General features: G+C 66.7%; 18 protein-coding genes and 1 riboswitch. Of the genes, 7 read left to right on the top strand and 11 right to left on the bottom strand.

Features of this window, described 5'->3' with window-relative positions; translation table 11 throughout:
• Window positions 1-161 precede the first annotated feature (161 nt).
• A riboswitch (cobalamin riboswitch) is annotated at window positions 162-422 on the bottom strand.
• A gap of 143 nt (window positions 423-565) precedes the next feature.
• The 3 genes from AC3A4T_RS11900 (at window position 566) to AC3A4T_RS11890 (ending at window position 6475) form a co-directional block, all read left to right on the top strand.
• A complete protein-coding gene (locus AC3A4T_RS11900; RefSeq protein ID WP_487675569.1) occupies window positions 566-1321 on the top strand; it encodes an SDR family oxidoreductase in 756 nt (251 codons plus the stop codon).
• Window positions 1322-1876: 555 nt separating this feature from the next.
• A complete protein-coding gene (locus AC3A4T_RS11895) occupies window positions 1877-4258 on the top strand; it encodes a TonB-dependent receptor plug domain-containing protein (protein ID WP_487675568.1) in 2382 nt (793 codons plus the stop codon).
• A 168-nt stretch (window positions 4259-4426) separates the two neighbouring features.
• Window positions 4427-6475 (top strand): amidohydrolase family protein, encoded by a 2049-nt coding sequence (locus AC3A4T_RS11890; RefSeq protein WP_487675567.1) that lies wholly within the window; start codon window positions 4427-4429, stop codon window positions 6473-6475.
• Between the two features lie 151 nt (window positions 6476-6626).
• On the opposite strand, the gene clpB is transcribed toward AC3A4T_RS11890, so the two are convergent.
• Window positions 6627-9212, bottom strand: a complete 2586-nt coding sequence (gene clpB, locus AC3A4T_RS11885; protein ID WP_487675566.1) for an ATP-dependent chaperone ClpB — start codon at window positions 9210-9212, stop codon at window positions 6627-6629.
• Between the two features lie 432 nt (window positions 9213-9644).
• Between clpB and AC3A4T_RS11880 the strand changes: the two genes are divergently transcribed.
• A complete protein-coding gene (locus tag AC3A4T_RS11880; protein ID WP_487675565.1) occupies window positions 9645-10982 on the top strand; it encodes an OmpA family protein in 1338 nt (445 codons plus the stop codon).
• Between the two features lie 139 nt (window positions 10983-11121).
• On the opposite strand, the gene gloA is transcribed toward AC3A4T_RS11880, so the two are convergent.
• The 6 genes from gloA to rluD all read right to left on the bottom strand — a co-directional run bounded on the left by gloA (window position 11122) and on the right by rluD (window position 17132).
• Window positions 11122-11652 carry a lactoylglutathione lyase gene (gloA, locus tag AC3A4T_RS11875; protein WP_487675564.1) on the bottom strand — a complete coding sequence of 177 codons (531 nt, stop codon included), beginning with the start codon at window positions 11650-11652 and terminating at the stop codon, window positions 11122-11124.
• A 55-nt stretch (window positions 11653-11707) separates the two neighbouring features.
• Window positions 11708-13315 carry a SulP family inorganic anion transporter gene (locus AC3A4T_RS11870; RefSeq protein ID WP_487675563.1) on the bottom strand — a complete coding sequence of 536 codons (1608 nt, stop codon included), beginning with the start codon at window positions 13313-13315 and terminating at the stop codon, window positions 11708-11710.
• A gap of 615 nt (window positions 13316-13930) precedes the next feature.
• Window positions 13931-14509, bottom strand: a complete 579-nt coding sequence (locus tag AC3A4T_RS11865) for a DUF4166 domain-containing protein (RefSeq protein ID WP_487675562.1) — start codon at window positions 14507-14509, stop codon at window positions 13931-13933.
• A 12-nt stretch (window positions 14510-14521) separates the two neighbouring features.
• Window positions 14522-15376 (bottom strand): PA3715 family protein, encoded by an 855-nt coding sequence (locus tag AC3A4T_RS11860; RefSeq protein WP_487675561.1) that lies wholly within the window; start codon window positions 15374-15376, stop codon window positions 14522-14524.
• Window positions 15376-16161 (bottom strand): peptidoglycan editing factor PgeF, encoded by a 786-nt coding sequence (pgeF, locus tag AC3A4T_RS11855; RefSeq protein ID WP_487675560.1) that lies wholly within the window; start codon window positions 16159-16161, stop codon window positions 15376-15378. Before pgeF ends, AC3A4T_RS11860 begins: the two co-directional genes overlap by 1 nt.
• Window positions 16158-17132 carry a 23S rRNA pseudouridine(1911/1915/1917) synthase RluD gene (gene rluD, locus AC3A4T_RS11850; protein ID WP_487675559.1) on the bottom strand — a complete coding sequence of 325 codons (975 nt, stop codon included), beginning with the start codon at window positions 17130-17132 and terminating at the stop codon, window positions 16158-16160. Before rluD ends, pgeF begins: the two co-directional genes overlap by 4 nt.
• 179 nt (window positions 17133-17311) lie before the next feature.
• On the opposite strand from rluD, the gene AC3A4T_RS11845 reads away from it, so the two are divergent.
• On the top strand, window positions 17312-18217 hold the full coding sequence (locus AC3A4T_RS11845) for an outer membrane protein assembly factor BamD (RefSeq protein WP_487675558.1): 906 nt from the start codon (window positions 17312-17314) through the stop codon (window positions 18215-18217).
• 194 nt (window positions 18218-18411) lie between these two features.
• Here the strand turns inward: AC3A4T_RS11845 and AC3A4T_RS11840 are convergent, their stop codons facing one another.
• From AC3A4T_RS11840 to sucC, 4 genes are all read right to left on the bottom strand, one after another.
• Window positions 18412-20067, bottom strand: a complete 1656-nt coding sequence (locus AC3A4T_RS11840) for an NAD+ synthase (protein WP_487675557.1) — start codon at window positions 20065-20067, stop codon at window positions 18412-18414.
• 19 nt (window positions 20068-20086) lie between these two features.
• The gene (locus tag AC3A4T_RS11835) at window positions 20087-20443 is read right to left on the bottom strand and encodes an endonuclease domain-containing protein (RefSeq protein ID WP_487675556.1); all 357 of its coding nucleotides are present in this window, start codon (window positions 20441-20443) and stop codon (window positions 20087-20089) included.
• Between the two features lie 311 nt (window positions 20444-20754).
• Complete coding sequence (gene sucD, locus AC3A4T_RS11830) at window positions 20755-21630, bottom strand: succinate--CoA ligase subunit alpha (protein ID WP_056105770.1); 876 nt, start codon at window positions 21628-21630, stop codon at window positions 20755-20757.
• A gap of 12 nt (window positions 21631-21642) precedes the next feature.
• A complete protein-coding gene (sucC, locus tag AC3A4T_RS11825) occupies window positions 21643-22809 on the bottom strand; it encodes an ADP-forming succinate--CoA ligase subunit beta (protein ID WP_036104548.1) in 1167 nt (388 codons plus the stop codon).
• Window positions 22810-23131: 322 nt separating this feature from the next.
• Between sucC and AC3A4T_RS11820 the strand changes: the two genes are divergently transcribed.
• Complete coding sequence (locus AC3A4T_RS11820; RefSeq protein ID WP_487675555.1) at window positions 23132-24757, top strand: sensor histidine kinase; 1626 nt, start codon at window positions 23132-23134, stop codon at window positions 24755-24757.
• Between the two features lie 85 nt (window positions 24758-24842).
• Window positions 24843-26252, top strand: coding sequence for a sigma-54-dependent transcriptional regulator (locus AC3A4T_RS11815; RefSeq protein WP_487675554.1), 1410 nt, complete (start codon window positions 24843-24845; stop codon window positions 26250-26252).
• Window positions 26253-26439: the final 187 nt, after the last annotated feature.

The following is a 26439-nucleotide window of genomic DNA, read 5'->3' as shown; positions in this document are numbered from 1 at the left end:
CGACGGCACACCTCGCAGGCAGGAAAAGGAACGGGTACGCAAAGTCACTGGCAGGTCTCCACGGCCGCGCCTCACCCGCGCGGTCCAGACAGGGTCGTGACATGCGGGGGATGCAACGCGGGCACGCGCGGAGGCACGACGCCCGAGACCGGCCCACCGCCTGTCGGTTCGCGCTCCGGGCCGGTCTCCGGGCTTGCGAGCGAAGCGCGGCCGGCGCGGTCGTTGTTGGACCGAGCGATGCCGCCTCTTCCGTAACGCGCCTTCCCGTGTCGAGACACAGTGGCCGATTGCGCTACGTCTACTCGCCTACCGTTGCGGGGGCAGCTCCGGCTTGAGCGCGCTGACGAACGACAGCGACGCGACCGGATTCCCGTTTCAATCGCCGAACCGTGTCGGCGATCACCTTGAGCGCGGGCATCTTAGCAGCGGCGTCCCACACAAACGCCACGGTATGGGCGTCGCCGTGTTCATTTAGGAAGTTATGGGCACATTTCGGACGCGTCTGATTCATCCACTTCCGACCGTTGCGCAGGATAGGCACATTCTTCGTAAACCGAGCCACGCCATGAGCGCAGCCCATGTCCGTCTGAGCCCCGCGCCGATCGTCCGCAGTCTGGTGATCGGTGCGCAGTCGAACATCGGCCGTGCGGTGTCGGCACGTTTGTCGCGCCGCCGCGGTGAGCTGATGCTCGCCTGCGGCGATCTGGCGGGCCTGGAAGCCACCGCGCAAGACCTGCGGCCGCTGGCCAAGTCGGGCATCGAGACCCATCAGGCCCTGCTCGAAGACACCGACAGCCTGCGCCGCCTGTTCGACCACGCCGGCCAGATCGACCATCTCGTCATCACCGCCAACGCGCCCTCGCCGGGCCTGCGCCTGGCCGAGCTGGACCTGGACGAGGTGCGGCTGGCGTTCGAACGCAAGCTGTGGGGTTCGATCCAGGCGGTGCAGCTGGCCCTGCCCTATCTGAGCCGCAACGGCAGCGTGACCCTGACCACCGGCATCGTCGCGCGCAAGGCCACCCCGGGCGCGCTCGGCCGCACCCTGATCAACGCCGCGCTGGAAGCCAGCGTCAAGGTGCTGGCGCGCGAACTGGCGCCGCTGCGGGTCAACGCGGTCAGCCCCGGGTTGACCGACAGCGACGGCTACAACGGCCTGGAGCCGATGGCGCGCATGGCGATGCTGGCGCGGGTCGGCGACCGGCTGCCGGTCGGCCGGGTCGGCAGCGCCGACGAAATCGCCTCGGCCTACCTGTTCGCGATCGACAACGCCTTCGTCACCGGCACGGTGATCGACGTCGACGGCGGCGCGCTGATCAGCTGAGCGTCGCGGCCGCGCGCCGCGCTTCTTCTTCCGGACGCCGGGTTCGCGTTTGTTGCGGCCCGGCGTTTTTTATTGGGCCGGGATTTGGGATTTGGGATTTGGGATTTGGGATTGGCAAAAGCGGGGGACGCGGGATCGGACTGCTGCGTACTTACATGCCGTCATTCCTGCGAACGCAGGAATCCAGTGACTTTGACGAGACAACGGAGACGACGTCGCGTCCTGGACCTACGTTCAAGTCACTGGATTCCCGCGTTCGCGGGAATGACGAGCAAAAGCGAATCCGCGGACGTCGTGGCGCAACTGCAACGACGCCCTTTGCCCCAAGACGCAGTAATCGACCTGATCGCGCCGCAACCGCCCTTGCTCTCCCGCTTCCCGCTTCCCGCTTCCCGCTTCCCGCTTCCCGCTTCCCGAATCCCGAATCCCGAATCCAAGACGCCTAGCACCTTTTGACTACTTGCGTTAGCCAGATCCTGGCCGCTTTATTGACCGACTTGTTAGAACCGTGTTAAACCCAATGACATCGCTGTCATCCCCCTGCAAGGAGTCGTCATGCCCGTCCGCCGCACCCCAGCCGGTCCGCGCCATCCCCTGGCCCTCGGCCTGCTGCTCGCCCTGTCCGCGTCCGCCGCCCAGGCCCAGGACCCCGCTGCGCGCAGCGATCCCAAGACCCTCGATCAGGTCATCGTCACCGGCACCCGCGTGTCCGACCGCACCGTGGCCGAGTCCACCGCGCCGATCGACATCATCACCCCCGAAACCCTGGAAGCCACCGGCACGGTCGAACTGGCCAGCGCCCTCGCCCGCGCCCTGCCCTCGCTGAACTTCCCGCGCCCGGCGATCACCGACGGCACCGACGCGGTACGTCCGGCGCAGTTGCGCGGCCTCGCGCCCGATCAGGTGCTGGTGCTGGTCAACGGCAAGCGCCGCCACACCACCGCGCTGATCAATCTCAACGGCAGCCAGGGCCGCGGCTCCTCGCCGGTCGATCTCAACGCGATCCCGATCGCCTCGATCGAACGCGTGGAAGTGCTGCGCGACGGCGCCTCGGCCCAGTACGGCTCCGACGCGATCGCCGGCGTGGTCAATATCGTGCTCAAGGGCAGCGATTCGGGCGGCAGCATCGCCGCGCGCTACGGCCAGTACAGCGCCGGCGACGGCGAGCAGTACCAGTTGTCCGGCGACGCCGGTTTCAAACTCGGCGAAAACGGCAAGCTGCATCTGGCCGCGCAAGGCGGCCATCAGGACCAGACCAACCGCGCGCGTCCGTTCCAGGGCGTGGTCGAACAGCGTTACGGCGATCCCGAAATCGATCAGGGCGCGATCTCGTACAACGGCGAATACAGTCCGACCGATTACCTGACCTTCTATTCGTTCGGCAGTTACAGCAAGCGCGACGTGCTCTCCAACGGTTACTTCCGCTTCGCCGGCGATCCGCGCAACATCCCGTCGATCTATCCCAACGGTTTCCTGCCGCAGATCCACAACATCAGCAAGGACCGCGCCGCGGTGGTGGGCCTGCGCAGCGAAACCGCCGGCGGCACCCAGATCGACCTGAGCTACAACTACGGCCACAACGGCCTGACCTTCGACATCGAGAACACCCTCAACCGCAGCCTCGGCCCGACCTCGCCGACCAACTTCTACGCCGGCGCGCTCGAAGTCACCCAGCACGTGCTCAACCTGGACTTCACCAAGTCGGTCGACTTCGGCTGGCAATACCCGGTGACCTTCGCCTGGGGCGCGGAGTGGCGCGGCGAAGAATTCTCCGAACGCGCCGGCGAGCCGCTGTCGTACGCCAACGGCGGCGTGCCGGCGTCCAACGGCCAGATCATTCCCGGCGCGCAGGTGTTCTCCGGTTTCCGCGCCAGCGATGCCGGCAACTTCGACCGTCACAGCTATTCGGCGTACATCGACGCCGAAACCGACTTCACCGACAAGTTCTCCGCCGGCGTGGCCGCGCGTTTCGAAAGCTACAGCGACTTCGGCGATACCACCTCGGGCAAGTTGTCGGCGCGCTACGCTTTCACCGATAAGGTCGCGTTGCGCGCCACCGCCTCGACCGGTTTCCGCGCGCCGTCGCTGCAGCAGCAGTTCTTCCAGTCGATCGCGACCAATTTCATCAGCGGCGTGCCGTTCGAGATCGGCACCTTCCGGGTCGACAATCCGGCCGCGGTCGCGTTGGGCTCGGAAGCGCTCAAGGCCGAGGAATCGACCAACTACAGCCTCGGCCTGGTGCTGCAACCGGCTGACGGCCTGTACATCACCGTCGACGCGTACAAGATCGAAGTCGAGGACCGCATCCTGCTGTCGGAAAACCTGACCAGCACCGCGGTGCGCAATTATCTGCAGGCCAACGGCTATCCGGGCATCGGCGGCGGGCGTTATTTCACCAATGCGGTGGATACCGATACGCAAGGTATCGATGTGGTGGCGACGCAGGCGTGGGATCTGAGTTCGGGCAAGTTCAACCTCACCCTTGGCTACAACTACTCCAAGACCGAGATCGACAAGATCGCGCCGAACCCGGCGCGACTGGCCGCGATCGACCCCAATGCAGTGCGCATCGGCCGCACCGAGATCGGCCGCATCACCAAGGGCGCGCCGAAGGACAAGTTCTTCCTTGCCGGCGATTGGAAGACCGGCAACTGGGGCTTCAACGCCACCGCGACCCGCTACGGAGAATTCACCGAACTGCACGCGAGCGACCCGCTGCAGGACCAGACCTTCGGCGCCAGCTGGACCCTCGACCTGGCCGCGAGCTATCGCTTGAACAACTGGGAGTTCACCCTCGGCGGCGACAACGTCCTCAACGAGTACCCGGACGAATCCAAGCTGGTGCGCGGCACCCGCAACTACCTGCCGTACAACACCGCCTCGCCGTATGGCTTCAACGGCGCATTCGGTTATTTCAAGATCGGCTACAAGTGGTGAGTCCGCGACCGCAGGTTCTCGCGTAAGCAAACGGCCCGGCGACCCCGGGCCGTTTCTTGTTTACACCGGCACATTCCGCGGCGGCGCGGATCGGCTATACACGAGGACTGTCGCGGCGCCCGTCGCGCACGTCCGGTTCCGATCCGCAGGCCAAGCCACGAGGTCTCCATGCGCCCGACCGCTCCGCTGTTGCTGTCGCTCGTTCCGTTGTTGCTGTCCCTGAGCATTTCCAATGCAATCGCCGCGCCCGCCGGCAAGCAACAACAGACCGTGCTGATGCAGGGCAAGCCGGCCGGCGGACAGACCGTCGACACTGCCGCCGACGGCGGCACCCGGGTCGAATACCAGTTCAAGGATCGCGGCCGCGGCGATCACACCAAGACCCGCTGGCGCCTGGACGCGGCTGGCCTGCCGATCGAGTTCGATGCCGAAGGCCACAACTATCTGCAGGTGCCGGTGCATGAGCGTTTCAGCCTGCGCGGCGGCAAGGCGACCTGGAAGAACGACAGTGAGAACGGCGAGAAAGCCCTGAGCGCGCCGGCGTTCTATCTGCCGCTTAACGCGCCGCCGGAAATGCAGGGCGTGCTCGCGCGCGCCTTGCTCAAGGCGCCCGATCACACCTTGGCGCTGCTGCCGGCCGGCGAGGCGCGGCTGGAAGCTGCCGGCACCTTCGATGTAACCACCCAGAACGGCGCTTCGACGTTGTCGCTGTATCGGATCAGCGGCCTGGATTACACGCCCGGCTCGGTATGGCTGGACGCGCAGGGCAACACGGCCGCCTTGATCATGGCCTCCGGTTGGGTCTCGGTGATCGCGCCGGAGTATCTGCATGCCTTGCCGAAACTGATCGAATTCCAGGAACGCGCCGCGGCGCAGTGGTCGCTCAAGCTCGCGCGCGAACTCGCGCACACGCCCAAGGGCCCGCTGCTGATCCGCAACGCGCGCCTGTACGACCCGCGCGACCTGACGGTGACGCCGAACACCAGCGTGCTGATCGAGAACGAACGCATCGTGCGGGTCACCGCCGACAGCGCGATCAAGGCCCCGGCCGACGTCGAAGTGTTCGACGCCGGCAACCGTTTCCTGATGCCGGGTCTGTGGGACGTGCACAAGCACTACTCCGACGCCGACGGCGCGCTCGACATCGCCAACGGCATCACCAGCGCGCGCGACGTGGCCAACAACACCGACACATTTCTGGAGAAGGTCAAGCGCTTCGATGCCGGCACCGAGATCGGCCCGCGCGTGCTGTATGCCGGATTCATCGACGGCCCCGGCCCCTACGCCGGCCCGACCAAGATGCTGGTCGCCACGCCGGAAGAGGCGATCAAGGCGGTGGACTGGTACGCCGACCACGGCTACATGCAGATCAAAAGCTACTCCTCGCTGAAACCCGAGCTGGTGCCGGTGATCGCCGATCGCGCCCACGCGCGCGGCTTGCGTTACAGCGGCCACGTGCCGGCGTATATGTCGGCGCGGCAATTCATCGAAGGCGGCGCCGACGAATTGCAGCACCTGTTGTTCGTCGAACTCAACTTCATGTATCCGCGCGTGCAGGAAACCCACACCATGAAGCGGCTGACCGAAGTCGCCGCGCACGCCGCCGAGTTCCCTCCGGAAAAACCCGAGGTGCGCGAATTCATCGAGTTCCTCAAGCGCCACCACACCGTGCTCGATCCGACCATGGGCATTGGAGAGGATCTGTTCGCGGGCAATCCGGCCGACAAAATCCCGCCCGGCTTGAAGACGGTGGCCTCGCGCCTGCCGCCGCAGGCGCAGCGCAACCTCAGCTGGGGTGCGTTGAAGGCGCCCAAGGGCGAGGAACACGCCTACGCGCAATCGTTCCCGGCGATGATGCGACTGCTCAAGGCGCTGTACGACGCCGGCGTGACCATCCTGCCCGGCACCGATGCACTGGCCGGTTACATGCTGCATTCGGAACTGGCGATCTATTCGCGCGCGGGCATTCCCAACGCCGAGGTGTTGCGCATGGCGACCCTGACCCCGTCGCAGGTGCTCGGCGTCGATAAGGACCGCGGCGTGATCGCCCCGGGCAAGCTCGCCGACCTGGTATTGATCGACGGCGACCCGATCCGCGACATGGAGGACATCCGCAAGGTCGACGCGGTGTTCAAGGGCGGCAAGCGCTTCGATCCGGCGCAGATCGAAAAGGCGTTGGGGATTCAGCCGCGTAAGGCCGCGGTTGGCGGGAAGTAGCGCCGGCGTGTGGGTTTCGCGGTCGCGGCTTACGCCGCTCCTACAGGGGGGCATGCGGGGACGGCGCGAACTGTTACTGCGTCGATGCCGCCATGCAAAAAAAACGGCCCGCAAGCGCGGGCCGTTTTTGTATCAATCGATCGCGACCGGATCAGCCCTTGCGGAACACCAGATGCCCCGCTTCGGCCTCGACCTGGATCGTATCGCCGCTGACGAATTCGCCGGACAATATCTTCTGCGCCAGCGGATTCTCCAACTGCTGCTGCACCGCACGCTTGAGCGGACGCGCGCCGTAGACCGGGTCGAAACCGACGTTGCCGATCAGGTTCAAGCCCGCCTCCGACAGCGCCAGCCTCAGGCCGCGCTCGGCCAGGCGCTTCTCCAGGCCGTGCAGTTGGATCTTGGCGATCTCGCGGATCTGGCTCTTGTCGAGCGGATGGAACACCACGATGTCGTCGAGACGGTTGATGAACTCCGGACGGAAGTGGGCCTGCACCACGCCCATCACCGCGGCCTTCATCTGGGTGTAGCTCTCGGGCGTATCGTCCGAATTCAACTCCTGGATCATTTGCGAACCGAGGTTCGAAGTCATCACGATCACGGTGTTGCGGAAATCCACCGTGCGGCCCTGGCCGTCGGTCAAACGCCCATCGTCGAGCACCTGCAACAGGATGTTGAACACGTCCGGATGCGCCTTCTCGACTTCATCGAGCAGGATCACGCTGTACGGACGGCGACGCACCGCCTCGGTCAGATAACCGCCTTCCTCGTAACCGACATAACCCGGAGGCGCGCCGACCAGACGGCTGACCGCGTGCTTCTCCATGAACTCGCTCATGTCGATGCGGATCATCGCGTCGGCCGAGTCGAACAGGAACTCGGCCAGCGCCTTGCACAGTTCGGTCTTGCCCACGCCGGTCGGACCCAGGAACAGGAACGAACCGCTCGGGCGATTGGGATCGGACAGGCCCGCGCGCGAGCGCCGCACCGCGTCGGACACCACCCGCACCGCCTCGTCCTGGCCGACCACGCGCGCGTGCAGCGCCTGCTCCATCTTCAGCAGCTTGTCGCGCTCGCCTTCGAGCATCTTCGACACCGGGATGCCGGTCCAGCGCGCGACCACCTCGGCGATTTCCTCGGCGGTGACCTTGTCCTGCAGCAGCTTGAAGCCCTTGGTCTCGACTTCCTGCGCGGCCTTGAGCTGCTTCTCCAACTCAGGCAGGCGTCCGTACTGGATCTCGCTCATACGGCCGAAATCCTGGGTGCGCTGCGCGGCTTCCAGGTCGAGCTTGGCCTGCTCGATCTGTTCCTTGATCTTGGTCGCGCCCTGCAAGGTGGCCTTCTCGGCCTTCCAGATTTCCTCCAGGTCGTTGAACTCGCGCTCCAGCGTGGCGATCTCGGCTTCCAGATCGGCCAGGCGCTGCTTGGATTCGGCGTCTTTCTCCTTCTTCAGCGCCTCGCGCTGAATCTTGAGCTGGATCAGCCGGCGTTCCTTGCGATCGAGTTCTTCGGGCTTGGAGTCGATCTCCATGCGGATGCGCGAGGCCGCTTCGTCCATCAGGTCGATGGCCTTGTCGGGCAGCTGTCGATCGGCGATGTAGCGATGCGACAAGGTCGCCGCGGCGACGATCGCCGGGTCGGTGATCTCCACGCCGTGATGCACCGCGTAGCGCTCCTTGAGGCCGCGCAGGATCGCGATGGTGTCTTCCACCGTCGGCTCGCCGACGAACACTTTCTGGAAGCGACGCTCGAGCGCGGCGTCTTTTTCCACGTACTTGCGGTATTCGTCCAGCGTGGTCGCGCCGATGCAATGCAGTTCGCCGCGCGCGAGCGCCGGCTTGAGCATGTTGCCGGCATCCATCGCGCCCTCGGCCTTGCCGGCGCCGACCATGGTGTGCAGTTCGTCGATGAACAAGATCACCTGACCTTCGTTCTTGGACAGGTCGCTGAGCACGGCTTTCAAGCGCTCCTCGAACTCGCCGCGGAACTTGGCGCCGGCGATCAGCGCGCCCATGTCGAGCGAGAGCACGCGCTTGCCGCGCAGGCCCTCGGGCACTTCGTTGTTGATGATGCGCTGCGCCAGGCCTTCGACGATCGCGGTCTTGCCCACGCCGGGTTCGCCGATCAGCACCGGGTTGTTCTTGGTCCGGCGTTGCAGCACCTGGATGGTGCGGCGGATTTCTTCGTCGCGGCCGACCACCGGGTCGAGCTTGCCCGACTCGGCGCGCGCGGTCAGGTCGATGCAGTATTTTTCCAGCGCCTGCCGCTGTTCCTCGGCGTTTTCCGATTGCACGCTCTCGCCTCCGCGCAGTTTGTCGATGGCCGGTTCGAGCTTGGCCTTGGTGGCGCCGGCGGCCTTGAGCGCGCGGCCGGCGTCGCCGCCGTCGTCGAGCGCGGCGAGCAGGAACAACTCGCTGGCAATGAAGGCATCGCCGCGTTGCTGGGCGAGCTTGTCGGTGACGTTGAGCAGGCGTGCCAGATCGTTGCCGACCGAGATGTTGCCGGCCTGGCCCGAGACCTTGGGCAGCTTTTCCAGCGCTTCGCCCAGGCGCTCGCGCAGCAACGGCACGTTGACCCCGGCCTGGCTGAGCAAGGGCTTGGTGCTGCCGCCGCTCTGGTCGAGCAAGGCGGTCAGCAGGTGGGCCGGTTCGATGACGCTGTGGTCGCGCCCGACCGCCAGCGATTGCGCGTCCGACAGGGCCTGTTGGAAGCGCGAGGTGAGCTTGTCCATCCGCATGGAGGGTTCTCCGAAAAGGTGTAGCGGCCGGCGGTCGCGAGTGTCCCGCGACGGCTGCGAATGACCTGTTAATGCGGGCTGTGGCGGGTGTTTCAAGACTTGGCGAGACTGCGGGCGGGGCTGGCTTCAGCCGTCGTGGTCCGGGCGGCGACGGCCCCGCCGGTGGCGACGGACCTCGTCCGCGACCACGAGGGAACCGCCTGGAGGGCCGAGCACTCGACGACTGAAATTCGTCGCGAACGCGCGCGTCAGCCCGAATCAGCGTGACAGGTTTCCACGTTATTTACTCCGTCCAGACATATTCGATAGGGACACGATTATTTTGTTATCCGCTGATTAACAACCCGCTTCGAACCCCGTGTTTTGCTGAATTCGCACAGGCCGGAAGCTCGTGCAAAACAGCTCATTCCAGGCACAAAAACGGGGGTTTCAATGTTTAATTCACTCATCCGCGACGCCGCGGAGCGATTCAACCTGGGCGACAAGGCCGAGCGCTTTATCGGCCTGTTGCTGGGCATGATCTTCGATCCGGCTCAGGGCGGATTTTCCGGCCTGCGCTCGCGTTTCACCCAGGCCGGCCTGGGCGATCTGTTTCGCTCGTGGATCGGCGCGCATGTCGTCGACAACGTGCTGCAACCCGACCAGTTCAGCGCCGCGATCGGCGACGAAGCCCTGGGCTCGATGGCCGCCAAGCTCGGCGTGCCCAAGGTCTCGATCAGTCTGGCCGGCGCCACCCTGTTGCCGAAGCTGATCGGCCTGCTGACCCGCGACGGCGAGCCGTCGGTGGCGCCCGCCGAAGCCTTGGCGCTGATCAACGGCACGCCGGCCCCGCGCGCGCATCACGTCGCGCCGACCAGCGCGCGCAAGGCCGACAGCCGCCCGGGCTGGCTGCTGTGGCTGATCCCGCTGCTGCTGTTGCTCGGCGGATTTGTGCTGATGCGCAGTTGCGGCAAGGACGAGGCCGTCGCGCCGACGCCGCCCCCGGCGGCGACCGCGCCGAGCGAGCCGGCCGCGCCGGTCGCGCAGGCCAACGCGCGCTTGGATCTGAGCAACGTCGACGGCAAGGTCACGGTCAACGGCCAGGTCGCCAGCGACGCCGACAAGCTCAAGCTGTGGGACGCACTCAAGGCCGCGTTCGGCGAAGCCAATCTCAGCGGCGACATCCGCGTCGACCCCGCCACGCTGCCGGCCGGCTGGATGGACAAGCTGATCGGCTTGCTACCGCAGCTCAAGGCCAGGGGCCTGAAGTTCGGTTTCGACGGCGACACGCTCAGCATCGACACCTCCGGCCTGCCCGAGGATCAGCGCATCGCGGTCAGCGAGCAGTTGCGCAAGGCGTTCGGCGGCTTCCAGATCAGCGGCCTGTGGGATCGCGCCGCCGCCGCGCTGAGCGGGTTGAAGGCCGGTTTCAGCGGCGACGACCTGGTCGGCGCGCTCAACCTGATGAACGTCTACTTCGACAGCGGCTCGGCCACCATCACCCGCGACAGCCTGGAAACGCTCGACCACGCGGCCAAGGCGATCAAGGCCGCGCCGGCCGATGTGCGCATCGAGGTCGGCGGGCACACCGACAACACCGGCGACGCCGCGGCCAACCTGACCCTGAGCCAGCAACGCGCCGACGCGGTGATCGCCAAACTCGCCGAACTCGGCGTCGCCCGCGAGGGCCTGGTCGGCAAGGGCTACGGCCAGGATCAGCCGATCGCCGACAACACCAGCGAGGAGGGCAAGGCCAAGAACCGGCGCATGCATTTCACTGTGTTGAAGTGAGTCGGCCGATGCGGCCTTGAGGCCGCCAGCCGATTCGTCTATTCCGACGCGACAAACAGACAAGCCGGCTTGCGCCGGCTTGTCTGTTCAACGGTCAGTCTTTTTCGACGCGGGTTTGTTCGACGCCAGTGCGCGAACCTCAGACCCGACTGGTCGGCTGCAGAATCTCGACCCAATACCCGTCCGGGTCCTTGATGAAGGCGATGTCCTTCATGCGGCCGTCGGTGAGTTTCTTCTGGAACGCGACGCCGAGTTGTTCGAAGCGCGCGCAGGCGGCTTCGACGTCGGGCACCGATACGCAGATGTGGCCGAAGCCGCGCGGTTCGCTGTTGCCGTGGTGGTAGGCGAAATCGGCATCGTCTTCGGTGCCGTGGTTATGGGTCAGTTCGAGTACGCCGCGCTGGCTCAGCAGCCACTGCCCGCGCGCGGGTTCTTCAGCGGGAATCTGCGCGGGATCGTTCACCAGCACCAGAAAGTACAGGCTGAATTTCGCCTCGGCGAAATCGCGCTTGCGCACCAGGGTGAAGCCGAGCACGCGGGTGTAGAAATCCAGCGAGGCCTTCGGGTCCTTGATCCGCAGCATGGTGTGGTTGAACACGAAGTCGCGGGTCGCGGCTTCGGGTTGCGCGGTTACGCCGGGTACGGCGTCGAGTTCGGATTGCAGGGACATGGCGTGGGCCGGTTTGAAAGGGGAATCAACGATCTGTGGCCGAAAGGCGGCCGTCTCAAGCCTGCGCCGACGGCGCGACCGGTTCGCGCTGCAACGACAGCAGGATCAGCAACACCGCCAAACCGACGTAGGCGCCGATGAACTGCCAGGCGATCACCCGCTGCAGGCCTTCCAGCGCCCACGGCAGATACACGCCGCCGCGCGGGTCGACCGAATGGATGATGCCGAACAGGCTCAGGCCCGCGCCCGCGAGCAGGAACGCCGCGCCGCGGCGCAAACGGCCGTCGACCATCGCCGCGACCGCCGAGGTCCAGATCATCGAGGTCATGATGAAGCCGTTGCCGAGGGTCACGATCACCGCCAGTTCCGGCAGGCCGTGGCCGTCGAGCGCGCTCATCAGCTGGGCGTGGTGCTGCGGCGCGATCCAGCCGGGGTTGCCGGTCTTGATCGCGAGCATGTAGGCCACCGACGGCAGGAAACCGAACACCATCGCGGTGGCGTGCTTGCTCGGCGTGGCCTGGAACGCCTGGGTGGTGATGTCGAGCGCGACGTAGACGATGATCGGCGCGAGCACCGCCAGCGGCAGCCACTGCACCAGCCCCGAGACGATGCCGAGCATGCCGCCCAGGCCGATGAACAAACCGGTCAACAAGGTGTAACCACTGCGCGCGCCCATGTGCTTGTACGCGGGCTGGCCGATGTAGGGCGTGGTCTGGGCGACACCGCCGACGAAACCGGCGACCAAGGTCGAGAACGCCTCGGCCAGCAAAATATCGCGGGTGCGATAATCGTCGCCGGCCGCGCGCGCGCTTTCGCTGACGTTGATGCCGCCGACCACCATCAGCAGGCCGAACGGCAGCAACAGCGGCAGGTACGGCACGGTGTACGGCAAGCCGTCGAGGAAACCCAGGGTCGGCAGCGGCAGCACGAAGTGCAACGCTTGCGCGGTCGGGAAGCTGAAACCCGGCGCGCCCAGACCGATCGCGCCGAAACCGTAGAACAAGGCGGTGCCGAACACGAACGCGACGAACACGCCCGGCAACTTGATCGGCAACCGTCCTTTCGCGATCAGCACGTACAACAGCAGTCCGAGGGTCATGAACCCGACCATCGGCGAGCGCAGGGTTTCGATCAGCGGCAGAAAGCCCATCAGCACCAGCGCCACGCCGGCGATCGAGCCGAGCAGGCCGGCGCGCGGAATCAGCCGGGTCACGGTGTCGCCGGCGAACGAAAGCACGAACTTGAGCAGGCCCATCACGATCAGCGAGGCCATGCCGAGTTGCCAGGTCGCGGTCGCCGCGGCCTGTTCGTCCATGCCGGCCTGCTTGAAACCGACGAAGGCCGGGCCGAGCACCAGCAGGGCCATGCCGATGCTGGTCGGCGCGTCCAGGCCCAGCGGCATCGCGGTGACGTCGTCGCGGCCGGTCTTCGCGGCCAGGCGTCGCGCCATCACCGTGTAGATCAGATTACCGACCAGCACGCCGAACGCGGTGCCGGGGAACATCCGCGTATAGATCACCTCGGCCGGGAAACCGAAGATGCCGATCAACGCGGCCGAGATGAAGCCGAGGATCGACAGGTTGTCGACGACCAGGCCGAAGAAGCCGTTGAGGTCGCCGGGGACGAACCACGAGCGCGGAGTAGTCTTGGTATCGACGTTCACCGTCCGCGTCCCCCGTTACGAATCATGCAATCGACGCTCACCAGCCGCGCCCCCCTTCCATCGTCACGCTCGCATTCGAAGCGCTCCGAAGAAACGAGCAAACCGGCGGCAACGCAGCCGCGACGCAGGGGGTTAAATGCTGAAGCGAACGAGTCGATGACACTCATGGACGGTACTCGGATGCGCGATGCGGGAATGGACGCGTCCTTGCCGGTGTACCCGCGGTCCGTTCGCGGGGGGGTGATGCGGATCGCGGTGCGGGAGGCGATGCGCGGTCGCGGCTGGATGATCGGTTGCAGCGAGGTTCGCGGTGATCGTGTTGTCGCGGTCGCGGCTTGCGCCGCTCCTACAGGGGGAAACGAAATCTTCGATCAGGCCCTGTAGGAGCGGCGCGAGCCGCGACCGCGACACCACGACTCACCACGCAACCCACATCCACGCCGCGCACGAACCCATCTTACCCAAGCGATTCCCCTGAAAATCCAGGTATTTCGCCCTGCCCGACCACGCCCGCAGCATAGAACGTCGCGCGACCGTCGCGCATCCTGCTCACGGAAACACAGCGGCGCAAAATCCGCGCAAGTCGGCGCCGGACCGGGTCAGACCACCCCCGACTCAGTCGCCGATCGCCAACCAACCGCGGTAATGCACCAGCAAGCCGATCCCGGGCAGCGCCGCGCGCACGTCGAACCGGTAGCGCCCATCGCGTTCGAATTCGTGCGCGTGCATGCCGTCGAACCACGACAACGGCAACGCCACGCCCAGCGCGCGCACGCTGCGCAGGCGCCAGATCACGCCGTCGTCGACGAGTTCCAGCGCGAACGCGAACGCCATCGGACCGAGCCGTTCGTGGATCAGGCCGTCGCGCTCGCGCAGGCGCGAACGCATGGCGCCGTGGCCGAAGCGGCGTACCCAGGTTTCGCCGTGGCGGTCGGCGTCGATCTCGACTTCGATCGCGCCGGCATGCGCGGGCGGCAGGCCGGCGATCCAGCCGCACAGCCGCGACAATCGGCCCGCGCCGCGCGAGGCCTCGGCCTCGCCGGCATAGCGCCGCACGCCGGCGCGGGCATGCAGCGCGCGCAGACTCGGCGGCAAGCGCTCGAAATCGGCGCCGAGGATGCGCTGGTACAAGCTGGGCGCATCGACGCCGGAGGTCTGGCCCGATACCGAACGCGCGCCTGCGACGTCGCTCATTCGCGCGGTCGCTCAGCTACCGCTGCTGCCGATGTAATCGTCGTCGAATCCGCGCAAGTCCTTGGGCACCACGTACTCGCGACCGTCGTAACGCAGGCGCACGCTCGATTTTTCGGTGCCGCTGTCGACTTCGTCGCAATCCTCGCCCTTGGCGACACTGCGGCTGGTGCTCGCCACGGTGTTGAGCAACAGCCCGGCGTAGCCGTTATCACGCTTGGCGTCGACCGAGATCGTGCGCCGGGTGTCGGTGAACTCGCCGGCGCAGCGGGTATCCCACTCGCCCTGGTTGCGCATCATCACCAGATTGCGCAACACGGGCCGCAGACCCGAGCCGTCGATGACGTACAAACGCAGGGTCTCGTCACCGTAAGGATTGGCCCGCGAGCTGCCGCTGCGGTGGATGCGCAGGCCGAACGCGGTGGTCTTGTCGTCGAGACGATAGCGCGCGGTATCGAACGCGAACGAGGAGACCCGGATCGCATCGGAGGACAACAGGCCGTCCTGACGATGGCGCTGCACGATGCGATCGCGCGCGCTGTCGGCGACCACCAGATCGAGGTCGGCCTCGTCAACAGCCTGATCGGCGTCGATAGCGTGCTGCAACTTCACCGCCAGCAAGGTCTTGTCCGGCGAGGCCGGCCAGACCTTGCACACCACCTCATCGGGATTGATCCAGCGCGTGGGCGTGCCGCTCAGGCGCAGCAGTTCGCTACCGTCGCTGGTTTCGCTGGTGGCGTCGGGATACGCGGCCTCCAGCAACGCTGGAATGCGCGTCTGGCAATCTTCAGCCGCGATCGCGGCCGTAGAGAACAGCCAGGTGCAGATCAACAACGCGGACAGCGCCGTCCGATGGGCTGGGTTTCGCATCAGGTCATCCATATGAGAGTCGCCATGCGGCCGGTACGACGGTCGCGGCGGTGGGAATAGAAGCGGTCGGGTTCGCCGATCGTGCACAGACCGCCGCCATGCACATGATCGGCGGCCAGGCCGGCCTGCGCCAGCCGCCTGCGCGCGAGCGCATACAGATCGACCCGCCAATGCCCTGGGCGGGTAGCGACGAAGGCCGCGTCGGCCTCGGCATCGCGACCCACGAACGCATCGCGCACCTCCGCGCCGATTTCGTAGTTCCGCGGCCCGGCCGCAGGCCCGAGCCAGGCATGCACGCGCGCAGGCGCGGTGCGCATCGCCGCGACCGTGGCTTCGAGCACGCCGTCGGCGAGCCCGCGCCAGCCCGCATGCGCGGCGCCGACTTCGCTGCCGTCGTCCGCGGCGAACAGCACCGGCAGGCAGTCGGCGGTGAGGATCGCGAGCACGCTGCCACGGGTCGAGGTCACCGACGCGTCGGCTTCGGGCTCCTCGGCGAGGGTGGTCGCGCTCGTGCGCGACGCATCGAAGCGCAACACGCCCGCGCCATGCACCTGATGCAGCCAATGCGGCGGCGACGGCAACTGCGCGAGTTCGATCAATAGCTCGCGATTGCGCGCGACCGCGAGCGGATCGTCGCGATCGCTGCCGTAACGCGTGCCGAGGTTGAATCGGTCGAACGGCGGCTGCGACACGCCGGCGCCGCCGCGCACGGTGGTGAAACCGCGCACCGTGGCCGGCGGCCAGGCCGCGGCGATCCACGGCGCGTCGGCGTCGCCTGCGCTCACCGCCCCGCCTCGACCGCCGCGCGGGTGTCGGCGCGCAGTTCGGCGACCAGTTGCTGCAGGTCGGCCGGGACCGGCGCGGTGCAGCGGATCGGCTCGCCGCTGGCGGGATGCTTGAATTCCAGGGTTTCGGCGTGCAGGGCCTGGCGCTTGAAGCCGCGCAAGGTCTCGATCAGGCCCTCGGTCGCGCCCTTGGGCAGCTTGAGCGGGCCGCCGTACAGCGGGTCGCCGACGATCGGATGCTTGAGGTGCTGCATGTGCACGCGGATCTGGTGGGTGCGGCCGGTTTCCAGGCGGCACTCCAGCAAGGTGTGGGCGCGGAACCGTTCGCGCAGCCGGTAGTGGGTGACCGCGTCCTTGCCGTCCTCGCGCACGCCCATGCGCAGGCGGTCGCGCGGGTGGCGGTCGATCGCGGCGTTGGCGGTGCCGCCGGACACCAGCGCGCCGACCACCACCGCCAGGTACTGGCGATGCACGTCGCGCGCCGACAGCTGTTCGACCAGCGAGGTATGCGCCGGCAAGGTCCGCGCCACCACCATCGCGCCGGAGGTGTCCTTGTCGAGGCGATGGACGATGCCGGCGCGCGGCAGCGCCGACAGGCCGGGGTCGTGGTGCAGCAGCGCATTGACCAGGGTGCCGGCCGGATTGCCGGCGCCGGGGTGCACGACCAGACCGGCCGGCTTGTCCAGCACGATCACCTCGCTGTCCTCGTACAGGATGTCCAGGGCGATGGCTTCGGCGACCGCGTGGGTCTGGGTGTCGAGCACGATGTTCAGTTCGACCGCCTCGCCGCCCTGGACCGGATCGCGCGGGCGCACCTCCTGGCCGTTCAGGCGGGCGTCGCCGGATTTGATCCAGGCCGCCAGCCGCGAGCGCGAATAGTCGGGGAACAGCTCGGCGAGCACCGCATCGAAACGGCGCCCGGCGGCGCTGTCGGGAACGGTGGCGGTCAGGGTCTGGCGGGGTGCGGTCATCGGGTCGGGTCGATTCGGTCTTCGGCGTGAGCCGGGCCTGGGGCCTGGGGGAGCGGGATCGCGGCGGCCGGTCGCTGACATGGCGGCCGGCACAAGGAAGTACGGGATCGGTTAAGGGGGCCGACCCGCGGACTGCTATTATCGGCTCTTCGTGCCTCCGGCGCCCGTTGATGCCTGCCATGACCGTACGTTCCGCCCCGTCCAGCCGTTTCGTTCGCCTGTTTTGCCTGCTGCTGATCGCCGCCGTCGCCACTACCGGCTGCAAAAGCGTCGGCAAGATGTTCAAGAAGGACAAGGATGCGGACGAAGGCCAGCCGGTCGAGGCCATCTACGAGAAGGCCCACAAGGCCATGACCAACGGCAACTGGTCCTCGGCCGAGACCAGCTTCAAGCGCCTGGTGGCGCAGTACCCGTACGGCCCGTACACCGAGCAGTCGCTGATCGAGACGGCCTACGCGCAGTACAAGTCGGGCAAGCACGACGACGCGGTCAGCAGCATCGACCGTTTCATCCGCACCTACCCGACCCACCGCAACATCGCCTATCTGTACTACCTGCGCGGGTTGGTGAACTCCAGCCGCGACACGGTGTTCCTGCAGAAGGTCTGGCGCCTGGACGTCAGCCGCCGCGACCTGGCCACGCCGATGCAGGCGTACAACGATTTCCTGATCGTGGTCGAGCGCTACCCGAACAGCCGCTACGCCGAGGACGCGCGCAAGCGCATGCTGGTGCTGCGCGACACCTTCGCCCGCCACGAGCTCGATGCCTCGCTGTATTACCTGCGCCGCACCGCCGACGTGGCCGCCGCCGACCGCGCCAAGTACCTGCTCGAGACCTATCCGCAGAGCCGCTACCAGAACGACGCGGTCGCGGTGCTGCTCAAGGCCTACGAAGGCCTAGGCAACGCCACCCTGGCCGCCGACGCCAAGCGCGTGCTGCAGCAGAACGACCCCAGCCACCCGGCGCTGTCGGGCGACGATTGGCCGGACTACCCGAGCAACCTGCGCAAGCTCAACCCGTTCGCGGGCGAGAAGTCGGCGGTGGACAACCGCGACAAGGACGAAGCCAAGCGCAAGCAGCAGTAAGCGCGCGGTTCGAATCGCAGAATAAAAAACGCCGCCTTCGGGCGGCGTTTTTTATTGCTGTGGGTCGCTACGCGAATCCGGCCGCCGCCTGTAGGAGCGGCGTGAGCCGCGACCGCGACATCACTGTTACGACGCAAGCGCGATGCCGCGGTCGCGGCTCACGCCGCTCCTACACAAAGGCTCGGATCAGAACGTCAGGCCGAATAGCCGTTGGTGATCGGATACCGCCGCTCGCGCCCGAACGCGCGATGCGACACCTTCGGCCCCGGGGCGGCCTGATGCCGCTTCCATTCGCTGATCCGCACCAACCGCAGCACCCGGTCCACCGTCGCCGGATCGAAACCCGCGGCGACGATTTCATCGCGCGACTGCTCCTGATCGACATGGCGCAACAAGATCGCGTCGAGCACGTCGTACGGCGGCAGCGAATCCTGGTCCTTCTGGTTGTCGCGCAATTCCGCCGACGGCGGCCGCTCGATCACCGCCCACGGGATGATCGGCGCGCCGGCAATCGCGTTGCGCCAGCGCGCGAGCGCGAACACCTCGGTCTTGTACAAGTCCTTGATCGGCGCGTAACCGCCGCACATGTCGCCGTAGATGGTGGCGTAGCCGACCGCGTACTCGCTTTTGTTGCCGGTGGTCAGCAGCAGGCCGCCGAACTTGTTGCTCATCGCCATCAGCAACGCGCCGCGGGTGCGCGACTGCAGGTTTTCCTCGGTCACGTCGACCGCCTTGCCGGCGAAGGTTTCGGCCAGGGTATCCAGATAGCCCTGGAACGGCTTTTCGATCGGCAGCGCGATCAGACGCACGCCCTGGGTCGCGCATTGCTCGGCGGCGAGGTCGTTGGACAGGTCGGCGGTGTAGCGCGACGGCATGCGCACCGCGACCACGTTGTCCGGGCCGAGCGCATCGACCGCGACGGCCATAACCAGGGACGAATCGATGCCGCCCGACAACCCCAGCCAGACTTTTTCGAAACCGTTCTTGCGGCAGTAATCGCGGGTGCCGCGCACGATGGCGCGCCACGCCAGCGCATCGCGCCCCTCGTCCGCTTCGCTCGGCCACGAGACCGGGGTGAAGCTGCGGGTTTCATCAAAGTAGTCGGCGACCAGCCAGTGATCCTCGAATGCGATCGCCGCCGGATGCACGGTGCCGTCGCCGTCGGCGAGCACCGAGGCGCCGTCGAACACCAGCGCGTCCTGGCCGCCGACGACGTTGAGGTACGCCAGCGCCACACCGGTCTCCTGCACCCGCGTTTCCAGCAACGCGTCGCGCTGGGCGTGCTTGTCGCGCTCGAACGGCGAGGCATTAGGCACCAGCACCAGGCGCGCGCCGGCGTTCGCGGTCGCGGCCAGCGGTTCGGCGAACCACAGGTCTTCGCAGATCACCACGCCGACACTGACGCTTTCGTCGGACCCGCGGCCCTTGACCTCGAACACGCAGGCCTCGCCGTCGGGGTCGACGTCGAAGTAGCGGCGCTCGTCGAACACCGCGTAGTTCGGCAGTTCGCGCTTGCGGTAGGTGGTTTCGACCCGGCCGTCGCGCAACACGCTGGCGGCGTTGTAGACCACCGCGCCGGCCGCCTGCGGCCAGCCGACCACGGCGACAATGCCGCGCGCGCTCGAGGCGATGCGCAGCAGCGCGGCTTCGCAATCGGCGAGAAAACTCGGCCGCAGCAGCAGGTCTTCCGGCGGATAGCCGCTGACCGCCAGTTCGGGAAACAGCACCACGTCGGCGCCGTGCTCGTCGCGCGCCTGCACGATCATCGCCGCGATCCGCTCGGCGTTTTTTTCCACCGCGCCGACGGGGAAGTCGAACTGGGCCAGGGCGATGCGCAAGGTGTTGGGCATGGGAGCTTCAGTAGGTAAGTCAGTCCAGGCTGACGATATTGCGGGCCAGGGCGGCGTGGATCTGTTCCAGCACCGCGTCGGTCCGCATCAGGACGTCATTGTTCCAGAATCTGAGGACGCGGTAGCCGCGGGATCGCAGATACAAGGTCCGCCGCTCGTCGGCGTGGAGATTGGAATGCTGGCCACCGTCGGCTTCGACGATCAGACCGCGCTCGATGCAGGCAAAGTCGGCAACGTAGGGTCCGATGGGGTGTTGGCGGCGGAACTTGCAACCCATCAGAGTTCGGTTTCGCAGGTGGAACCATAGTCTGTGCTCGGCATCGGTCATGCTGCGGCGCAGGCGGCGGGCGAAGCTGGATTTCTGGCCTGAACGCATCCTTGCGCTCCCTGGGTTGATTGGAATTGCAGTTTCTTCGTAGCAACTTTGCCGAGGCGTAGGGAAAGCGGCCCTGACCCCAACCCCTCTCCCGCGAGCGGGAGAGGGGCTTTATCCCGGCCAGGGGTAGGAATCTGCACTGTTGGCGGCAATGCCTCTGCGGTGCGCATACGAAACCACGAAAAACGACGCATCGAGCCCCTCTCCCGCTCGCGGGAGAGGGGTTGGGGTGAGGGCCGCCAGTCCTCGCCTCCCCAAACGCAGAAAGGCCGCCCGAAGGCGGCCTTTCCGACAAACCATGTCGCTCCGACTTACTTCGCCAACCGCTTCGCAATAGCCGCGCCCAGATCGCCCGGCGACTTCACCGTGGTGACGCCGGCCTTCTCCATCGCCGCAAACTTGCCCTCGGCCGTGCCCTGACCGCCCGAGGCGATCGCGCCGGCGTGGCCCATGCGCTTGCCCTTCGGCGCCGAGGCGCCGGCGATGAAGCCGACCACCGGCTTGGTGACGTACTGGCTGATGAACTCGGCCGCTTCTTCCTCGGCCGAACCGCCGATCTCGCCGACCATGATGATGCCTTCGGTCTGCGGGTCGTCCTGGAACCACTTCAGCGCGTCGATGAAGTTGGTGCCGTTGATCGGGTCGCCGCCGATGCCGATGCAGGTCGACTGGCCCAGGCCCACGTCGGTGGTCTGCTTGACCGCTTCATAGGTCAGCGTGCCCGAACGCGAGACGATGCCGATCTTGCCCGGCATGTGGATGTGGCCCGGCATGATGCCGATCTTGCACTCGCCGGGGGTGATCACGCCGGGGCAGTTCGGACCGACCAGGACCACGTCCTCGTAGCCGTTGAGAGTGTTCTTGACCCGCAGCATGTCCAGCACCGGGATGCCTTCGGTGATGCACACGATGACCTTGATGCCGGCGTCGGCCGCTTCCAGGATCGCGTCGGCCGCGAACGGCGGCGGCACGTAGATCACCGACGCGTCGGCGCCGGTTTCCTCGACCGCGTCGCGCACGGTGTTGAACACCGGCAGGCCGAGGTGCTGGGTGCCGCCCTTGCCCGGGGTCACGCCGCCGACGACCTTGGTGCCGTACTCGAGCATCTGTTCGGCGTGGAAGGAGCCCTGCGAGCCGGTGAAGCCCTGGACGATGACTTTGGTGTTCTTGTTGATCAATACGGACATGTCATTAACCCCTTACTTGCCAGCGACGGCAGCAACCGCCTTCTTGGCGCCGTCGTTGATGTTGTCGGCCGGGGTGATGGCCAGACCCGAATTCTTCAGCAGTTCCTTGCCGGCTTCCACGTTGGTGCCTTCCAGACGCACGATCACCGGCACCTTGACGTCGACTTCCTTGACCGCGGCGATGATGCCCTCGGCGATCATGTCGCAGCGGACGATGCCGCCGAAGATGTTGACGAAGATCGCCTTGACCTTGTCCGAGCTGAGGATCAGCTTGAACGCCTCGGTCACGCGCTCCTTGGTGGCGCCGCCGCCGACGTCGAGGAAGTTGGCCGGCGAGCCGCCTTCCAGCTGGATGACGTCCATGGTCGCCATCGCCAGACCGGCGCCGTTGACCATGCAGCCGATGTTGCCGTCCATGGTGACGTAGTTGAGGTCGTACTGGCTGGCCAGCACCTCGGTCTCGTCTTCCTGGCGGATGTCGCGCATCGCGGCCAGATCGGCGTGGCGGAAGGTGGCGTTGTCGTCGCTGTTGACTTTGCCGTCGAGGACCGCGAGGTCGCCGTTGGTGAGGATGGCGAGCGGGTTGAGCTCGACCAGCGCCAGGTCCTTCTCGTTGAACAGCTTGTACAGGCCCAGCATGATCTTGGTCAGCTGGCCGGCCTGCTTGGCGTTGAGGCCCAGGTCGAAGGCGAGCTCGCGGCACTGGTAGGCCTGCAGACCCTGCACGTAGTTGACGTGGATGGTCTTGATCGCGTCCGGAGTTTCCTCGGCGACCTTCTCGATCTCGACGCCGCCTTCGGCCGACGCGATGAAGGTGACCGACTTGGTCGAACGGTCGACCAGCACCGACAGGTACAGTTCCTTGGCGATGTCGGTGCCTTCGGAGATCAGCACCGTGTCGATCGGCAGAGCGACGCCGGCCGACTGGTAGGTCTCCATCTTGGTGCCGAGCATGGCCTTGGCGTACTGCTTCACTTCATCGAAGTTCTTCGCCAGCTTGACGCCGCCGGCCTTGCCGCGGCCACCGGCGTGGATCTGGGCCTTGACCACCCAAAGATCGCCGGGAATGGCCTTGGCGGCCGCGACGGCTTCGTCGGGAGTGCGCGCAACGCGCCCGGCCGGCACTGCGATGCCGTAGTCGGCAAACAGCTGCTTTGCCTGATATTCGTGAAAATTCATGCGTCACCGAGGGGAGTGAAAGACGTCCCGCGCGTGCGACCGGCCCGGAGCCGGCAGACGTGCGAGGGGGCCGCATTGTCGCCGATCGCGGCGAGCCGAGCAAAACCCGGCCTGCGGAGGAGCCCGCGAAGCTTGCGCCGGGGCCATTACAGGCCGATCGCAGGCCGGTTACCGCCGATCAGGGCTGGCCGGAGGCCCGTTCGAGCAAAGCCGGCGGACGATCGACACCCACCCCGGCGGCCGTCGGTCGGCACGCGGCACCGGTCCGCACCGGCCAGCCGCCCTATACTGATCGATACTCCGCCCGCGCAGGGAAACCCGCTTGCCGTCAGGTCTCGCCCCCGTCAGTCCGGCCGAAGCCGACCTCGCGCTGCGCCGCGAACTTTATTTCTTCACCCTGTACCGGTTGCTGGAAGCCGCCCTGCTGGTGCTGTTCCTGTTCGGACCGGTCGAGAATCTGATCGGCTCACCGCGCCACGACCTGTTCGCGCGCTCGCTGTCGCTGTCGTATCTGTTCATCGCGACCTTGCTGTTCCTGTTCGGCCGGCGCGGCGAACTGCGCGGCCAGGCCCTGGCCGGGATCGCCTGCGACCTGTTCTTCGGCATTCTGGCGATTCACGCCCTGCCCGGCGCTGGCACCGGCATCGCCTTGATGCTGATGTTCAATGTCGGCGCCGCGGCCTTGCTGCTGCGCGCGCGCTATGGCATCGGCGCGGCGGTACTGGCCTGCGTCGGGCTGATCGGCGAATGGACCTGGAACGAGCTCGGCGGCGAAACCACCGGTCGCACCATCGCCGAACCGATCATGTTCGCGGTCGGCTATCTGTCGATCGCGCTGCTGACCAACATGCTCGGCCGGCAGATGCGCGAGAGCCAGGATTTGGCCGAACGTCGCGGCGCCGAAGCGGCGAACTACGCCGAAATCAACGAACTGATCATCCGCCGCATGCGCACCGGCGTGCTGCTGGTCGACGGCGAAGGCCGCCTGCGCCTGGCCAACGAGGCGGCGATGCTGCTGCTCGGCGACAGCGGCGAATACGACGGCTCGCGCCATGGCCATCGCATTCTCGCCATCGCCTCGCCCGAACTCGCGCGCCGACTGAGCCGCTGGCGGGTCGAGGGCCGGCCTGATGAGAGCCCGCTGCAACTCGCGCCGGACCTGCCCGAGGTGGTGCCGCGCTTCACCCGCCTGCTGGCCGGCAGCGATCAGACCCTGATCTTTCTCGACGACACTTCATTAGTTTCGCGCCGCGCCGAATCAATCACCCTGGCCGCGCTCGGCCGCTTCTCGGCCAGCCTGGCGCACGAGATCCGCAACCCACTGGCGGCGATCAACTACGCCGTGCAGTTGCTGGAAGAGTCGCGCGACATCGCCATCTCAGACCGTCGCCTGCTCGAGATCGTGCGCCAGCAGGGCTCGCGCATGAACGGCATCGTCGAGAACGTGCTCGGCATGGCGCGACGCGAGCCGGCCAAGCCCGAACACCTGGAACTGATGGGCTTCGTGCGCCAGTTCCTCGACGAGTACCGGGTCAGTCATCCGCTCGAACAAGACACCTTGCGCGCGACCGGGCCGGAAGCCCGGGTCGCGGCGATGGTGGATCCGCGCCAGTTGCATCAGGCCTTGACCGTACTGGTCCACAACGCGCTGACCTACGGCCGCATCCCCGGCGAACCGGCGCGGGTGACCGTGCACGTGTATTTCGATGAAGTGGGATTGCCGGCGATAGACGTGCTCGACCGCGGCCCGGGCATCCCCGACTCGGTCGCCGAGCGCCTGTTTCGCCCGTTCTTCACCACCTCAAGCCATGGCACCGGCCTTGGCCTGTATATCGCTCGCGAGCTGTGCCGCGCCAATCAGGCCTCGCTGGATTACGTGTCCGTGCCCGGCGGCGGCGGCTGTTTCCGCATCCGCCTTGCCGGCGCCAGCGCGTTGTCGCCGGCATGAATCGTCGTCTCGCAAGCAGAATCTGTGCCACGAGCGTCTTGGCCGCGACCATACCGTTAAGCTATCGTGGGCGATGGAGGGCGCAATGGCTGAAACACGTAGTGCATTGGTAGTCGACGACGAGCGCGATATTCGCGAGCTGCTCGTCATGACCTTGGGCCGGATGGGCCTGCGTTGCGACACCGCGTCGGGCCTCGGCGAGGCTCGCAGCCAGCTGCTGCGCAACAGTTACGACTTGTGCCTGACCGACATGCGTCTGCCCGACGGCTCGGGCATGGACCTGATCGCCGAGATCAGCCAGAAGTATCCGAACACGCCGGTGGCGATGATCACCGCCTTCGGCAACGTCGAAGCCGCGGTCGACGCACTCAAGGCCGGCGCCTTCGATTTCGTCGCCAAGCCCGTCGACCTGGCGGTGCTGCGCGATCTGGTGCGGCACGCGCTCGAACTCAACGACACCCGCCGCAGCGCCAGCGAAGCGGTCGGTTCGCGCCTGTACGGCGAGTCGCCGGCGATGATCAAGTTGCGCCAGACCATCGGAAAGGTCGCGCGCAGCCAGGCGCCGGTGTACATCGCCGGCGAGTCCGGCGTCGGCAAGGAACTGGTCGCGCGCACCATTCACTCCGAAGGCGGCCGCGCCGACGGCCCGTTCGTGCCGGTCAACTGCGGCGCGATCCCGGCCGAGCTGATGGAAAGCGAATTCTTCGGCCATAAGAAAGGCAGCTTCACCGGCGCCCACGCCGACAAGCCCGGCCTGTTCCAGGCCGCCGACGGCGGCACCTTGTTCCTCGACGAAGTCGCCGAGCTGCCGCTGCCGATGCAGGTCAAACTGCTGCGCGCGATCCAGGAAAAGTCGATCCGCCCGGTCGGCGCGCAAGCCGAACTGGTGGTCGACGTGCGCATCCTCTCGGCGACCCACAAGGACCTCGCCGCGCTGGTCGCCGACGGCCGCTTCCGCCAGGACCTTTATTACCGCATCAACGTCATCGAGCTGCGCGTGCCGCCGATGCGCGAACGGCTCGACGACCTGCCCGGCCTGGCCTCGAAGATCCTGCACCGGCTCGCCGGCAACCAGGGCCGGCCGGTGCCGCGCCTGGGCGAGGACGCGCTCGAAGCGCTGCGCGCCTACGGCTTCCCGGGCAACGTGCGCGAACTGGAAAACATCCTCGAACGCGCCCTGGCCCTGGCCGAAGGCGAAGTCCTCAACGCCAGCGACCTGCGCCTGCCGCGCCTGTCGACCCAGCCGCCACCGCTGCCGGCCCACGCGGTCCAGCCCGGCAACCCGGCGCCGCAACCCGGCGCCGTCGACCCGCGCACCCTCAACCCCCGCGACACCGCGACCAGCGCCCTGCCCTCGTACATCGAGGAAATCGAGCGCGCCGCGATCCAGCAGGCGCTGCAGGAAAACCGTTACAACAAGACCCGCACCGCCGCGGCCCTGGGCATCACCTTCCGCGCGCTACGCTACAAGCTCAAGAAGCTTGGGATCGATTGAGCTCGCGGGTGGCTTGATCGAAACAGCACGCCGACGAAAAACGCCAGCTCACCGAGAGCTGGCGTTTTTCGTTGGGCCGGGTGCAAAGGACATGAGTCGCATCCAAGTAGTCGTCAGCGGTTTTGGCGACGTCCGCGCCCAGACCGACGACTACTCTCACGAGCACCCGGCAACCACGCTACAGGAC

It is taken from the genome of Lysobacter sp. Soil_N_51, assembly GCF_057655755.1.
The sequence above is the reverse complement of the archived record's forward strand: the minus strand, read 5'-3'. Positions and strand labels throughout refer to the sequence as shown.

Bases quoted from the DNA above. Each gene is read 5' to 3' on its own strand.
- sucD (WP_056105770.1), bottom strand. From the start codon at position 21,630: ATGTCCGTATTGATCAACAAGAACACCAAAGTCATCGTCCAGGGCTTC.
- AC3A4T_RS11860 (WP_487675561.1), bottom strand. From the start codon at position 15,376: ATGCGAAACCCAGCCCATCGGACGGCGCTGTCCGCGTTGTTGATCTGC.
- AC3A4T_RS11835 (WP_487675556.1), bottom strand. From the start codon at position 20,443: ATGCGTTCAGGCCAGAAATCCAGCTTCGCCCGCCGCCTGCGCCGCAGC.
- AC3A4T_RS11840 (WP_487675557.1), bottom strand. From the start codon at position 20,067: ATGCCCAACACCTTGCGCATCGCCCTGGCCCAGTTCGACTTCCCCGTC.
- gloA (WP_487675564.1), bottom strand. From the start codon at position 11,652: ATGTCCCTGCAATCCGAACTCGACGCCGTACCCGGCGTAACCGCGCAA.
- AC3A4T_RS11900 (WP_487675569.1), top strand. From the start codon at position 566: ATGAGCGCAGCCCATGTCCGTCTGAGCCCCGCGCCGATCGTCCGCAGT.
- AC3A4T_RS11895 (WP_487675568.1), top strand. From the start codon at position 1,877: ATGCCCGTCCGCCGCACCCCAGCCGGTCCGCGCCATCCCCTGGCCCTC.
- AC3A4T_RS11890 (WP_487675567.1), top strand. From the start codon at position 4,427: ATGCGCCCGACCGCTCCGCTGTTGCTGTCGCTCGTTCCGTTGTTGCTG.
- AC3A4T_RS11880 (WP_487675565.1), top strand. From the start codon at position 9,645: ATGTTTAATTCACTCATCCGCGACGCCGCGGAGCGATTCAACCTGGGC.
- AC3A4T_RS11815 (WP_487675554.1), top strand. From the start codon at position 24,843: ATGGCTGAAACACGTAGTGCATTGGTAGTCGACGACGAGCGCGATATT.
- sucC (WP_036104548.1), bottom strand. From the start codon at position 22,809: ATGAATTTTCACGAATATCAGGCAAAGCAGCTGTTTGCCGACTACGGC.
- rluD (WP_487675559.1), bottom strand. From the start codon at position 17,132: ATGACCGCACCCCGCCAGACCCTGACCGCCACCGTTCCCGACAGCGCC.
- AC3A4T_RS11845 (WP_487675558.1), top strand. From the start codon at position 17,312: ATGACCGTACGTTCCGCCCCGTCCAGCCGTTTCGTTCGCCTGTTTTGC.
- AC3A4T_RS11865 (WP_487675562.1), bottom strand. From the start codon at position 14,509: ATGAGCGACGTCGCAGGCGCGCGTTCGGTATCGGGCCAGACCTCCGGC.
- clpB (WP_487675566.1), bottom strand. From the start codon at position 9,212: ATGCGGATGGACAAGCTCACCTCGCGCTTCCAACAGGCCCTGTCGGAC.